Here is a 12,806-nt window from a genome sequence, read left to right as displayed (position 1 = left end):
GACGTTACTCACCCACCCATGACCTAAGTCAGGATCAAGCATGGCCTAGCGCGGGTTATGTGTAAAATGTCTAAAAGTCACATAAAGCATGCGAGGTGTGCATGAATCTGGAGGATGTGCGCGGCGTCGTCGCCGTGGCCGACCATGGCCTCGTCGGCGCGGCTGCCGACGCCCTCGGGCTCTCCCAATCCGCGTTGACCCGCCGCGTGCAGCGGATCGAGACGGCCGTGGGGGCCAGCCTGTTTGAGCGCAGCGGCCGGCGCCTGCGGCTTAATGCCCGCGGCCGGGCCTTCGTGGAACACGCGCGGCGGATTCTTTTGTCGGAAGCCGCCGCGCGCGATGCCGTGGCCCGGCTGATGGATCCTGAGCGTGGGACCGTGCGCCTCGACTTCATGCATTCCCTGGGCACGTGGATGGTCCCGGAGCTACTCAAGGCCTATCGCGCTCAACACCCGCACGTGGATATTCGCCTGCACCAGGGCGCGGCCCGGGAGTTGGTGGAAAGAGTAGCGGCTGGCGAGTCAGACCTAGCGCTGGTTGGTCCCCGACCTATAAACCCAGGCCCGCTGGGTTGGCACCAGCTCAAGCTGCAACGACTGGGCCTGGCGGTCCCGGAAGGGCATTGGGCGGCAGGACAAGACAATGTGCGCATGGAAGATTTCCGCGACGAGCCCTTCATCGGCATGCTGCCGGGTTATGGAACGCGCATGCTTCTCGATTCCTTGGCAGGCGAAGCCGGCTTTAGCCCCCGCCTGGTCTTCGAGTCGATGGAGCTGACCACCGTGGCCGGCCTCGTGGCTGCCGGGCTGGGATCGGCCCTGCTGCCGCTTGATGACCCGTATCTGAAAGCCAGCAACCTCATTCCCATAGAGCCGGAGGCTTACCGCGAGCTGGGTTTGGTGTGGCGCGAGGGCGATGATGCCCCGCCGGTCGAGCACTTCAAGGAATTCGTCGTGGCACGCACCGCTGAGGGCAGTAGCTTGGTCGAGGCCGACTAGCTGCCGAAGGGGAGTTCGGCGGCCAGGGCGGCGAGCGCCTCCGGGGTGGAGACCTCGTGCGGCAGCCAGGCACTGGTGCTCCCAGGCGGCAGAGTGCCTTAACGGATAGGCCAACTGCCCAACATGACGAAGATCCCTCTCGGATCTGCAATGACGGCGCATAACTTTGGCGGATCGGGCAGTTGTGGTCTGGATATCGGGGTTGGGTGGTCCTCCGCAAAGCCTGTAGAGGGAGTCACAACGCGAAACCGCGCTGAGCCTCAATGAAGAGGACCCAGCGCGGTCAGCTATGTGGCCTTAAGGGAGGCCAGAGTGCTTACTTAGTGGCAGCAGCGTAACGCTCAGCAACGTCATCCCAGTTGAAGACGTTCCAGACAGCCTTAACGTAATCAGCCTTCACGTTCTTGTACTGGAGGTAGAAGGCGTGCTCCCACATATCCAGCATCAGCAGCGGGGTGAAGTTTACGGAGATGTTGCCCTGCTGATCAGTGAGCTGCTCAATAATCAGGCGACCAGCAACGTGGTCGTAGCCCAGAACTGCCCAACCGGAGCCCTGCAGGCCGGTAGCAACAGCGGAGAAGTGAGCCTTGAACTTCTCGAAGGAGCCGAAGTCGCGGTTAATAGCCTCAGCCAGCTCGCCGGTCGGCTCGCCGCCACCGTTCGGGGAGAGGTTCTTCCAGAAGATGGAGTGGTTGGTGTGGCCACCCAGGTTGAAGGCAAGGTTCTTGGACAGCGCGCGGATAGCGTCAGCGTTAGCCTCGCCGTTGCGCTGCTCCTCCAGAGCCTCGAGTGCGGCGTTAGCGCCAGCAACGTAGCCAGCGTGGTGCTTGGAGTGGTGCAGCTCCATGATCTCAGCGGAGATGTGCGGCTCCAGAGCGTCGTATGCGTAGTCGAGTTCCGGAAGTTCGTAAACAGCCATTTGTGTCATCCTTTCTTTGGGGTACGAGGCCCCATGGTAGGGCGCGGATGAGGATTTGGCCACAATAATTTTTTAATGGGAACCACCGTGAACGAAAACCTGGATTGCAAGCGGCGTAGCGGAGTATAAGGGGAGGACAACACTACGCGAAGGAGAATCCTGCATGTTTCTTTTCAAGCCAGAACCCAAGCTGGTGCCGGCGGAGGATGCGCTCCCCGGGCGCGCCGAGCCCGTCCTGGACAACCCGCAGCCCCATGCGGTCCTGGGGACTCCTATCACCGGTCCGTGGAAGGAAGGGCAGAAGTCCCTCATCATCGCCATTGGTTGTTTCTGGGGCGCGGAGAAGATGTTCTGGGAAACCGAGGGCGTGGAGTCGACGTCCGTGGGCTATGCGGGTGGCACCACTCCTAACCCGACGTACTACGAGGTCTGCCGCGGGCTGACCAACCATGCGGAGGCCGTGCAGATTACCTATGACCCGCAGCGCGTGAGCCTGCGCGACCTTGTGGTTAAGGCTCTGGAGGCCCACGATCCGACTCAGGGCTTCCGCCAGGGCAACGACGTGGGTACGCAGTACCGTTCTGCGTTCTACCCGGAGACTGAGGAAGAGCGCCAAGAGATCCAGCAGCTCGTGGATTCTTATGCGGGCAAGCTTGCCGACGCCGGCTTCGGCGCCACCACCACCGAAGTTACCCTCCTCAGCGAGGCAGACTCGGGAGAGTATTACCTGGCCGAGGACGAACACCAGCAGTACTTGCACAAGGTGCCCAACGGTTACTGCCCGCACCACAGCACCGGCGTGAAGTGCGGCTAACACGGTGAGCGCACGTGCGTGCGGCTAGAGCTGTTTGCGCACATGCGTGCGGCTAGAGCTGTTTGCGCACATGCGTGCGGAAGTCGGAAGGTTTGTTGAGCTGGTCGCGCTCCACAAAGTCCCGCATGCGCTCAGCTAGCTCCGGAGTGAGCTGGGTGCGGGTTTGGGATCCGAGGACGGAATCCCAGTACCAGAAGGTTTCCTCGAAGTAGTTGTGCCCGTGGCCGCCCGGCACGTTGAGCGAGTTGATCTGGTCCAGTGCTACCTGCCAGAAGGTGATGAACGGATGCCAGCGCAGGTTTTTAAAAGTATCTGCGTACAAGGTCTGCGGGGTGGGCTCGTGGATCCAGTTGGGACGAGCATAAATGAGCTTGCTATCCCACCACACGATGGCGTCAGAGGCGTGCTGGCCCACCGCCACGCGCGGGCGTTCCCAGGGGCCATAGGGCTCACCGAAGGCATCGTGTTCCATGTGGGCGGGGACGGCGGCGAAGCGGAGGTGCCGGCCGCCGTCGATAAGCGGCAAGCGCTCCAAGGAGCCGCGTTCACGGTGCAGGCGTCGCATGAAACTGGTCATCCGGGGAGGCCCAGTGAATACCGCGCCATCGCACGCCGCGAGCAAATCTTCGACCGTCTCGTAGTTTTCCACGATGGCATAGCAGCCCAGGGATTCGCCGCTTAAGTACAGCTTGGGGCGGTTGTCCTCGGGTAAGAGCTCGAGGCGGGCGTGAACAGCGGCGATGAGCTCGCGTGCAAAAGTGCGGGAGAGGTTCTTATCCACCAGGTAGGAAAACATGGAGGGCAGGTAGTCGAATTGCAAGGCCACGGTGGCGCAATTGCCGCGCGTGAGGAATTCATAGCCACTGACCGAATAATTATTGATCCAGCCTGAGCCGGAGGGCATCTGCAGCACGATGGTGTCGCGGTGGAAGGCCCCCGTGCGGTCCATCTCCGCCACCGCGTGGCGGGCGGCGGCGTGCGGACCACGGCCGCGGATGAGGCCGATGTAAATGCGTATTGGTTCGCGCGCCCGGTCGAAGTGCATGACCTCTTTGATGTCTTGGGCGCGGGGGCCGCGGTCGAGGAAAACGCGGCCTTGTGAGCCGACAGCCGTCCACTGCTCGTGGGACCATGGGCTGCCCGAGCGTTCCGGCTCCCAGGGCATCGCGGAGCCTGGGTACACCAACTTATTGAGGGCCAGACCTTGGATGGAGGCCCTGCGGAGCAGCCGGCGCCAGACCATGCGGTCGCTGACCACGGCCGCAGCGAAGCCAACCACGCCGCCGGCGAGCGGCCACGCTATCCACCTGGGCAGCCAGCGCTGCACCTGGCGGGATAGCTGGGTAACGGCGATCTGCGCTGCTTCCCCGACGATGAGCAAGGCGCCGTAGCCCGCGGTGCCCACCACCATGCCCAGCGCTGCGGATTGGGGGCCGCGGTCATTAAGTTTGCTCACGAGGCGGGCTTGTTCTGATTGGTTGCGCAGGGAGCGTATGCCCGCGATGAATGTTCCGATCCCAAGCAGGTAGTAGGAATAACGTCGAGTGGTGGGGCCCACGTGGTCCTGGGGGCGTCGCCCAGCGAGGCGGAGCCCGCGCTTGGCGGCGAAGGCTGCGGTGGTGGCGGCGAGGTGGCCAGCGCCTTGGCCGATGGCTACGTTGGCGGCGGTGACCCACCAGGGGCGTGGCAATAGCGACGGGGAGACGGCGGCCCAGGTTGCTACCTCCGCGCCGAAGATCCCGGGCCACATATTCTGCGGCAGGCGCCGCCGGCCGGTCATGCGCATGCCGGGTGTGAGATCGCTGATGAGCTCCAGGGAAAAGATGGCAGCCTGAAGGCCCTTCTGAGCGGTTGTCAGTGCGATGCGGCGTGCGAGTTGACGCATGGTGGCCATTGAACCAGCTTTAGGGCGGGAGCGCAGGGAAGACTCAAACCGTGCACGATCGGACATGAAAATGTGAGATCGGACTACTTATCCTGTGAATTCGGGCGCATAACGAGCAAAATTCGGACATTGGGGGCACAATAGGAGACATGGGAAATCATGTTGGAAACAAAGTAGTACTCATCGGCGCTGGCGACGTTGGAGTTGCTTACGCCTACGCTCTGGTCAACCAGGGCACTGTTGACCACCTGGCCATCATCGACATCGACGAAAAGAAGCTCGAAGGCAACGTCATGGACCTCAACCATGGCGTCGTGTGGGCCCCGTCCCGTACCCGCGTGACCAAGGGCACCTACGAAGACTGCAAGGACGCCTCCATGGTCGTCATCTGTGCCGGTGCTGCGCAGAAGCCTGGTGAGACCCGCCTGCAGCTCGTGGACAAGAACGTCAATATCATGAACTCCATCGTGGCGGACGTCATGAAGAATGACTTCGACGGCATCTTCCTGGTTGCCTCCAACCCGGTGGACTTGCTGACCTATGCAGTGTGGAAGGCCTCGGGCTTCCCGCACGAGCGCGTCATCGGTTCCGGCACCGTTCTGGACTCGGCCCGCTACCGCTACATGCTCTCTGAGATGGATGACGTGGCTCCGACCTCCGTCCACGCCTACATCATCGGTGAGCACGGTGACTCCGAGCTGCCGGTCGTCTCCTCCGCCAACATCGCAGGTGTCTCTCTGTCCCACCGTTCTGAGAAGGACCCGGGCTACAACGAGCGCATCGAGAAGATCTTCGAGGACACCCGCGACGCCGCCTACCACATCATCGATGCCAAGGGCTCCACCTCCTACGGCATCGGCATGGCCCTGGCTCGCATCACCCGCGCGGTCATCCAGAACCAGGCCGTTGCGCTGCCGGTCTCTGCCTACCTCCAGGGCGAGTACGGCCACGAGGATGTCTTCATCGGCACCCCGGCCATCGTTGATCGCTCCGGCGTCAACCGCGTTATCGAGCTGGCCCTCGATGACCACGAGAAGGAGCGCTTTGAGAACTCCTTCAACACGCTCAACACCATCAAGGAAGAAATCTTCGGCTAGTGATGATCGTCGCCCACAGGGGATACTCCGGGAAATATCCGGAGCTATCCCCTCTTGCCTTTGAGAAAGCGCTCGAGCTACCCATTCACGGTATCGAGTGCGATATCCGCCTGAGCAGCGACGGCAAGGTGGTGGTTCACCACGATCCCACCCTGGACCGCACCACGAACGGCTCAGGGCGAGTGTCTCGCATGACCTGGGAGGAACTGCGCCGCCTGAAGATTGATGGCGGCCAGCGCATGCTGCTTCTCGACGAGCTCCTGGAGATGCTCGGGGATAAGAAGCACCACCTCTACATTGAGACCAAGCACCCCTCGGGGCAGGGCGACATCCTTGAAGAACAGATGGTGCTGCGGCTGCGCTACGCAGGACTTCTCGACGACCCCCGGATCCACATGATTTCCTTTTCCCACCGGGCTATTCGTCGAATGGCGGCGCTTGCCCCGCACGTCGACCGCATCTACCTGCGCCGCGATTGGGAGCGCCATTTCAACCGCCCCGACATCCTGTTGTCGCAGCCCACTGGCCTGGGCATGTCGCTGTTGCGCGGCAAGCTGCAGCCCGACGCGATTGGCGCGCACGGCCTACCCACGTACATGTGGACCATCGATAAACCCGAGGATATGAAGTGGGCATGGGCCAATGGCGTGGATATTCTCGCCACGAACCAACCGGAAGTGGCCCTGCATGCCATTGAGCTGTAATGAACAGGTAAGTTGTTCAGTATGGCCAAGAAGAAAAAGAAGAACGAACAGCTGCCGGAGGGCATGTCCCGCCGCCAAGCTAAGCTCGCTGCCCGCGCCGCCGAGCGCGCTGCCCTGGAAAAGGACCCTCGCCCCTTCGGCGGGCTCGCCGCTGAGGCTAGCCTCGTCGCTCTGCAGGAATTTGTTCCTTCCGCAACGGCGAAGCTGTCCGTCAAGGGCTTTGACAAGGACGTTTACGTCGCTACCGTGCTGCCCGGTGCTACCGCGGCGCTCATCCGTGATGAGGAATCCGGTGGTGAGGCCTTCGTGGGACTGCAGGTGCAGTCTCACACGCACAACCCGGGCCGCGACCTGGCTTTCGCCCTGAACTGGGTGAAAAACAACGCGCCGGGCTCCACCCTCGAGTCCACCGCTGCTGATGGCTCCCAGCCGGAGCTCAAGGAGCTGCTGGAAGAGGACGCCGAACTGGAGATCAACGTCTACCAGGACTTCGCGTGGTGGATGCCGGAGGGCGCACAGGTTCCGCCGCAGATGGCGCAGGCTCTGCAGCGCGCCAACGATTCCGTCATCGAGTCCTACCAGGTGGGCCAGGAGGCCGAAGGTTTTGCCGGCACCGCCTTCTGGGCTAACGCCGGTGGTGGCAAGGCCCACATCCGCTGGGTCCGTCCGTGTGATGACGAGAATGCTTTCCTCAATGCGCTGGCGCGCGTGGCCGCTCGCGGTGAGCTCAACTTGGGTGAGGGCACCAAGTTCGCCGGTGTCTTCCGCACCCACGGGCTGATCGCCCCGGTCTTTGACCTCGACCCTGAGGTCGCGCACGACTCCTACGAGGCCGAGCTGTCTCGCGTGAACAAGGCGCTGGAGGAGGAGATCTCCAACGACGCCAACCTCGACGCCGATGAGCGCAAGCAGCTGCAGAACATCAAGTCCCGTCAGGTGACGCTGCGCTAGTACCGCGGTGCCTCCGCCCCGAGGTGTAGGTACCGATCGATCAAATAAGGCTCCAAAACCAAGGGTTTTGGAGCCTTATTTGATCGAAACGACCGGCCGAATCTTAGCGCAGGGAGTCCCAGAGGGCTTGGGCTTCAGCGTCATCCCAGAGGACAACATTGCCCACGACCGTGTCCTGGAAGCCGCCGATCGGCACAGTCTTTGTCTCCACGCCTGAGGCCATGGACAGCGCCACGCGGGCAAGGTGCCACACGTGGTCCTTCTCGTTGACGATGAAGGAATCCGCGGTGTGGTTGACTAGGGAGACGGCCTTGAAGGGGTTGCCGATGGTGGAGAAGGACGTTGCCTTATCCAGCAGCGCGGCGAAGAACTCGCGCTGGCGCTCGACGCGGTCCAAGTCACCCATCGCGGTAGCGCGGGTGCGCACGTATCCGAGGGCATCCGGGCCGCGGAGCTTCTGGCATCCCGCTTGGAGGTCGATGCCGGCGAGCGGATCGTTGATGGGCTCCTTGACGCAAATCTCCACGCCGCCCACGGAATCCACCACATTGGCTAAGCCACCCATGCCGATCTCCGCATAGTGATCGATGTGGAGGCCGGTGGCTTGTTCCACGGTGTGGGTCAGCAGCTGCGGCCCACCGTAGGTGAAGGCGGCGTTGACCTTGTCCATACCGAAGCCGGGCACATCGACGTAGCTATCGCGCGGAATGGAGACCAGCTGGGCCTTTCCGGATGTGGGAATGTGCAGAAGCATGATGGTGTCGGTGCGGCCAACTCCTACGTCACCGCCGGTGCCCAGCTCGGCCTGCTGTTCTTCGGTCAGGCCTTGGCGTGAGTCCGAGCCCACCAGCAGCCAGTTCGTCCCGGAGGTCTGTGCTACCTGCTCGGTGGGCAGGGCGTCGATGCGGGTCAGGCGCGAATCCGTCCACAAGGTGAAGGCCACCATGAAGACGAGGGCGATGACGATGAGCCAGCCCAAGCAGCCGAATACTTGCTTGGCCGGGTTGACCTTCTTGCGGCGGCTATGCGGGCGCCGAGCAGGACGCCCGCGGGACGCAGTCTGTGGGGAGTAGCTGCGCGGCGGTGCGTCGGGGCTTCGCCGGTATGCGCCGGCGGCAGGTTCCCGGGCGGGCATGTTCTGCTGGGGCGCCGGGCGCGGCGATGCGTGCTGAGCCATATAAGCTTCGACGTCGAAGCGGGTTTCCTCCGGACGCGAGCGCTGCGCGCTGGGGCGCTGAGCGCGAGAAGATGAGTGCGTGGGATTAGCTCGCTGCCCAGAGGGGCGGCGACGCACTGGGCGTCCATAACGATCCCGCAGGGGCTGCCCGTCAGCGCCAAGAACAAACTCACCGGCATCCTGCCCGGCAGCATGCGCACCGCGCGGGCCATCCGGGCCGTGAGGGTGGGCAGGGCCAGTGGCACCCGCGCGGCGGGAATCGCCGTGGGGACTGCCAGCGCGGCGGGAATCGCGCTCTGGATCGCGTCCTTGGTAGGTCATGGGGAACACTGTACCGCGAAATCACTTCCGCCCCACTTTTCACACAGGGCGCGGTCGTGGTCTTTGTGATGCTATGAACTCTGGTCCGTGCTTAAGCACCGAAGAGCAGTGCGTAGCCCACGAAAGCGACGGCGTCGATCAGGAAATGCGCGATGACCAGCGGCCACACCTTCCCCGTGCGGTGGAAGTACCAGCCATAGAGCACACCCATGATGATATTGCCGAAGCCCGCGGAAACACCCTGGTAGAGGTGATAGGAGCCGCGCAGGATGGAGGAAGCAGCCAGCGTTGCGGGCAGGGCCCACCCAGACTGCTTGAGCCTGGTCATGAACCAGTACACCACCACCAGCTCCTCCGCCCAGGCGTTGGCGAAGGACTTAATGAGCAGCACCGGGATCTCAATCCACGTATCGAACGCTCCCGGCACCACCTCCTTGGTCCACCCGAAGTGCAGCGCCAGGTAATACAGCACCAACCCCGGCAGACCAATGACTGCCGCTAGCGCTGCGCCGTGGACACCATCCCGCCACCGCGGGCGGGGCGGGAAGGAGATCAGGTAGAGCGCAAGTGCTCCCCACGCGAAGAGCACCGCGGCGCTGCAGAGTTGGAAGGCGAGGTCGAGCAGCGTGGTCGCCGATTGGGAGGCGTTGATGGTGACCGATTGCTCGTTGAGCGGGGCCGGGTTAAGCAAGGCATCAGTCAGCCGCAGCGCGGCGCGCACGCCCGAGATACCAAACGTGATGGTGAGGACGATGAGGATTTCCGCGCGCAGGCGTGAGCGCGCGGTCATGGGTGAAGTACCTGGGCGAGGCCGAGAAGGGAGGCGTCGTCAAGCGTGATTGAACCCAACTGCACGCCCACGGGCGGGTGATCGCGCACCGGCCACGGCACGGAGATGGCAGGCAGCTGCGCCACGTTGAACAACGAACCCCACGGTGACCACCGCGTTTGCTCATCAAAGTTGGCCTGGTGCTCCAGCGCCAGGAAGTGCCCACGCCGGGGCGGATCGAAGGCCAGCATGGGGCTCAAGATGGCATCGACTTCCCACTCTTGTGCCAGCAGCTCCGGCAGCTGCGCGGCGTGCGCGCGGGCTGAGGCGAATTCGGAATCCGTGACGCGCCGGCCCTTCGCACGGATCCACTCCGCGTAACCCTCCGCGAAGTCAAGGCCGGCCAGCCGGCGACTAAAGATGTGCTGGAAGGCCTCAAAGGTAGCCGTGGCCTGGGGATAGGGGGAGATAGCCACGGTTTCGAACCCCGCCCCTTCAAAGGTGGCGGTGGCCTCTGCGACCGCGCGCAGCATGTGCGGGGCCACCTCGGCTTGAGCGAAGAGGGGATCCGTCAGCACGCCGATGCGGGCGCGCCGGGCACGCGGGTTAAGGCCGTGCAGAGTTGCGGTATCGGCGATGCTGCGCGTGATGAACCCCTGCACCGAGAGGTCCTCGCCGCCGGGCTTGAACCCGACGACGCCGCAGGCGGCAGCCGGCACGCGAATGGAGCCTCCGCCGTCGGAGGCATGCGCAGCGCGCAGCAGACCCCGCGCCACCTGGACCGCCGCTCCGCCGGAGGAACCGCCCGGCGTATGGCCCGGGTAGAGCGGATTATCCGGGTGCGCCAGGCCGACAGGTTCGGTGTCCACACGCAGGCCCAGCTCGGGCGCGGCGGATTTGCCGACGACGAGCGCGCCGGCGTCGATAAGCTCCTGCACGAAAGGATCGGTCTCCTCCGCCACGTAGGCGCGCTCGGCATGACCGAGCGTAGTGGGCATGCCGGCGACGTCATTGAGGTCCTTGACCGAGAGAATCCAGCCGCTCAAGCGCCCGTGCGCCTGCGGCCGGCGCTCGAGATCGAGGTACGTGAAGCCGTGTTCCGCGGGGTCCAGACCAGATAGATCCTCGCGCAGCTTGTCCAGAGTGAACTCGGTGCTGTCCATGGCGGCTCAGTTTAGTAGTTACGTGAGATAAAGTTGCTGTCATGAGCACCACCATCGCATTCCTCGGGCCCGCCGGAACCTTCACGGAAGCGGCGATGCAGCACTTCGCCGCAGACTTTGCTTCCCCCGAGGGGCTGCCGGTGAACTCGCCGGCTGAGGCGTTGGCGGCGGTGCGCACAGGTGCGGCGGATTATGCCTGCGTGGCTATCGAAAACTCCGTGGACGGGCCGGTGACAGCCACCTTTGACGCGCTTGCCGACGGCTCCCGGGTCCAGATCTACCGCGAGGTAGACCTGCCAGTGTCCTTTTCCATTCTGGTGCGCCCCGGCACGTCTTCGGAGACTCTCCACACCTTCTCCACGCACCCTGTGGCCTACCAGCAGGTGCGCGGCTGGCTGGAGCAGAACCTGCCGGACGTGGAGTATGTTCCGGCGGCGTCGAATGGCGCGGCGGCGCAGGCCGTGGCGCGCGGGGAGGTCGATGCCGCGGCCGCCCCGGCACGGGCAGCGGAGGTCTTCGGGCTGGATTCTCTTGCGGACAGCGTGGCGGATGTCGCGGGGGCCACGACGCGGTTTGTTCTCGTGGGGCCGGCCGGAAAGCCCACCGCGCGGACCGGCAACGACAGGACGTCCGTCATCTTCACCCTGCCCAACGAGCCCGGCTCCCTGGTCGGGGCCCTGCAGGAATTCGCGCATCGCGGGGTGGACCTCTCCCGCATCGAATCCCGTCCGCTGCGCACCGTCTTTGGCAACTACCGCTTCCACGCCGACCTCATCGGGCACATTGAGGACCAGCCGGTGGCGGAGGCTTTGCGGGCACTGTGGCTGCGCGCGGAGGATGTCGTTTTCGTGGGTTCCTGGCCTTCCGTGGTGGCGCTAGGGGAGGCCCCACGGGATTTGGCGCGGTTGAAAGAGGCCGATGAATGGGTAGCGCAGGCGCGCACCGGCCAATAGTGTGGTGAAGCATGACCGGAAGAATCATCCTGCTGCGCCACGGCCAGACCTTTTCCAATATTGACCGCATCATGGACACCCGCCCGCCGGGCGCCGAGCTCACCGAGCGCGGCCGCGGCCAGGCGGAAGATGTTGGCCGCGAGTTGGCTGAGCTGTGCGCGGGGCGCCGCGTGCGCTTTGTGTGCTCTATTGCCCTGCGCGCCCAGCAGACCGCGATGCTGGCCGCCCGCACATACGGCGAGGCCGCCGATGAGCGCAACGTCTCGGTGGAGGTGCGTGTAGGCCTGCACGAGGTCTTTGCCGGTGAGCATGAAATGAGTGGCAGCGAGGATACCCACCGCGAATACATGGTGGCGCTGCGCGGCTGGCTCGACGGCGATGAAGCTGCCCGGATGCCTGGCGGTGAGAGCTACGTGGATGTGCTCGAGCGCTACCAACCGGTGTTGGAGGATCTTGCTGCGGAGCTGGAGGATGATGAGGATATCGTCGTCGTCAGCCACGGTGCTGCCATCCGCGTGGTGACCACGCATGCCTGCGGCGTGGACCCCGATTTTGCTTATACCGGCTACATGCCGAACTGCCGCCTTACCCTCATGGAGCCACAGGGCCAGCCTTTTGGCCAGTGGACGCTGAAGCGCTGGGCGGATACCGAGGTTTAGTTTCGCTCTGGCTACGGTAGGCGCCTACCCCCAGCCGAGCTCGTGGAGGCGGTCCTCCTCGAAACCGAAATAGTGCCCGACCTCGTGGAAGACGGTCACCATGACCTCGTGGGCGAGCTCCTCCTCGGAGTTGCTAATGGCCTGCAAAGGTTGCCGGTAAATGGAGATGGTATCCGGCAAGTAGCCGGTGTGCGAGGCGGTGCGGTGCGTGAGCATCACGCCTTCGTAGAGGCCCAGCAGGTTAGGGTTTTCTGGGTTTTCTTCCTCCACCAAGATGACCAAGTTGCGCATCTGGTCGACGAATCGATCGGGGATCTTATCCAGGGCCTCACCGACTAGCTCTTCGAAGCGTTCTTCGCTGACCTCGTACACGTGCGTACTCCCTGTGAAATAGTC

13 protein-coding genes are annotated in these 12,806 nt (G+C 63.7%); 7 read left to right on the top strand and 6 right to left on the bottom strand.

Features of this window, described 5'->3' with window-relative positions; all coding sequences use genetic code 11:
- Window positions 1-101 precede the first annotated feature (101 nt).
- Window positions 102-998 carry a LysR family transcriptional regulator gene (locus tag HMPREF2932_RS02800; RefSeq protein WP_071409558.1) on the top strand — a complete coding sequence of 299 codons (897 nt, stop codon included), beginning with the start codon at window positions 102-104 and terminating at the stop codon, window positions 996-998.
- 316 nt (window positions 999-1,314) lie between these two features.
- Here the strand turns inward: HMPREF2932_RS02800 and HMPREF2932_RS02795 are convergent, their stop codons facing one another.
- Window positions 1,315-1,917 carry a superoxide dismutase gene (locus HMPREF2932_RS02795; protein ID WP_046647628.1) on the bottom strand — a complete coding sequence of 201 codons (603 nt, stop codon included), beginning with the start codon at window positions 1,915-1,917 and terminating at the stop codon, window positions 1,315-1,317.
- A gap of 163 nt (window positions 1,918-2,080) precedes the next feature.
- On the opposite strand from HMPREF2932_RS02795, the gene msrA reads away from it, so the two are divergent.
- Window positions 2,081-2,731, top strand: coding sequence for a peptide-methionine (S)-S-oxide reductase MsrA (gene msrA / locus HMPREF2932_RS02790; protein ID WP_071409557.1), 651 nt, complete (start codon window positions 2,081-2,083; stop codon window positions 2,729-2,731).
- Window positions 2,732-2,783: 52 nt separating this feature from the next.
- On the opposite strand, the gene HMPREF2932_RS02785 is transcribed toward msrA, so the two are convergent.
- On the bottom strand, window positions 2,784-4,625 hold the full coding sequence (locus tag HMPREF2932_RS02785; RefSeq protein WP_071409563.1) for an alpha/beta-hydrolase family protein: 1,842 nt from the start codon (window positions 4,623-4,625) through the stop codon (window positions 2,784-2,786).
- Between the two features lie 140 nt (window positions 4,626-4,765).
- Here HMPREF2932_RS02785 and HMPREF2932_RS02780 point away from each other — a divergent pair, with 140 nt between their 5' ends.
- Genes HMPREF2932_RS02780 through HMPREF2932_RS02770 form a run of 3 tightly spaced genes read left to right on the top strand, consistent with a single transcriptional unit; the run spans window position 4,766 to window position 7,368 of the window.
- On the top strand, window positions 4,766-5,713 hold the full coding sequence (locus HMPREF2932_RS02780) for an L-lactate dehydrogenase (RefSeq protein ID WP_070517759.1): 948 nt from the start codon (window positions 4,766-4,768) through the stop codon (window positions 5,711-5,713).
- Window positions 5,713-6,417 carry a glycerophosphodiester phosphodiesterase family protein gene (locus HMPREF2932_RS02775; RefSeq protein ID WP_071409556.1) on the top strand — a complete coding sequence of 235 codons (705 nt, stop codon included), beginning with the start codon at window positions 5,713-5,715 and terminating at the stop codon, window positions 6,415-6,417. Before HMPREF2932_RS02780 ends, HMPREF2932_RS02775 begins: the two co-directional genes overlap by 1 nt.
- Before the next feature lie 21 nt (window positions 6,418-6,438).
- The gene (locus HMPREF2932_RS02770; protein WP_049156882.1) at window positions 6,439-7,368 is read left to right on the top strand and encodes a DUF5926 family protein; all 930 of its coding nucleotides are present in this window, start codon (window positions 6,439-6,441) and stop codon (window positions 7,366-7,368) included.
- A 103-nt stretch (window positions 7,369-7,471) separates the two neighbouring features.
- Here HMPREF2932_RS02770 and HMPREF2932_RS02765 read toward each other — a convergent pair whose 3' ends face one another.
- From HMPREF2932_RS02765 to HMPREF2932_RS02755, 3 genes are all read right to left on the bottom strand, one after another.
- Window positions 7,472-8,866: an LCP family protein gene (locus tag HMPREF2932_RS02765; RefSeq protein WP_084738950.1), complete on the bottom strand. Its 1,395-nt coding sequence runs from the start codon at window positions 8,864-8,866 to the stop codon at window positions 7,472-7,474.
- A gap of 91 nt (window positions 8,867-8,957) precedes the next feature.
- On the bottom strand, window positions 8,958-9,656 hold the full coding sequence (locus tag HMPREF2932_RS02760; RefSeq protein WP_071409555.1) for a CPBP family intramembrane glutamic endopeptidase: 699 nt from the start codon (window positions 9,654-9,656) through the stop codon (window positions 8,958-8,960).
- Window positions 9,653-10,798 (bottom strand): amidase, encoded by a 1,146-nt coding sequence (locus HMPREF2932_RS02755; protein ID WP_071409554.1) that lies wholly within the window; start codon window positions 10,796-10,798, stop codon window positions 9,653-9,655. Before HMPREF2932_RS02755 ends, HMPREF2932_RS02760 begins: the two co-directional genes overlap by 4 nt.
- Window positions 10,799-10,839: 41 nt before the next feature.
- On the opposite strand from HMPREF2932_RS02755, the gene pheA reads away from it, so the two are divergent.
- Together pheA and HMPREF2932_RS02745 are read left to right on the top strand one after the other, a co-directional pair.
- Complete coding sequence (pheA, locus tag HMPREF2932_RS02750; RefSeq protein WP_071409553.1) at window positions 10,840-11,751, top strand: prephenate dehydratase; 912 nt, start codon at window positions 10,840-10,842, stop codon at window positions 11,749-11,751.
- Between the two features lie 11 nt (window positions 11,752-11,762).
- The gene (locus HMPREF2932_RS02745; protein WP_071409552.1) at window positions 11,763-12,410 is read left to right on the top strand and encodes a histidine phosphatase family protein; all 648 of its coding nucleotides are present in this window, start codon (window positions 11,763-11,765) and stop codon (window positions 12,408-12,410) included.
- Window positions 12,411-12,434: 24 nt separating this feature from the next.
- On the opposite strand, the gene HMPREF2932_RS02740 is transcribed toward HMPREF2932_RS02745, so the two are convergent.
- Window positions 12,435-12,782 carry a metallopeptidase family protein gene (locus HMPREF2932_RS02740; protein ID WP_049156893.1) on the bottom strand — a complete coding sequence of 116 codons (348 nt, stop codon included), beginning with the start codon at window positions 12,780-12,782 and terminating at the stop codon, window positions 12,435-12,437.
- Window positions 12,783-12,806 lie beyond the last annotated feature (24 nt).

Origin of the sequence: Corynebacterium sp. HMSC074H12, assembly GCF_001813755.1 — a bacterium.
GTDB classification, from domain to species: domain Bacteria; phylum Actinomycetota; class Actinomycetes; order Mycobacteriales; family Mycobacteriaceae; genus Corynebacterium; species Corynebacterium hiratae.
Note: the sequence above shows the minus strand (reverse complement) of the source record. Positions and strands in the feature narration are given on the sequence as shown.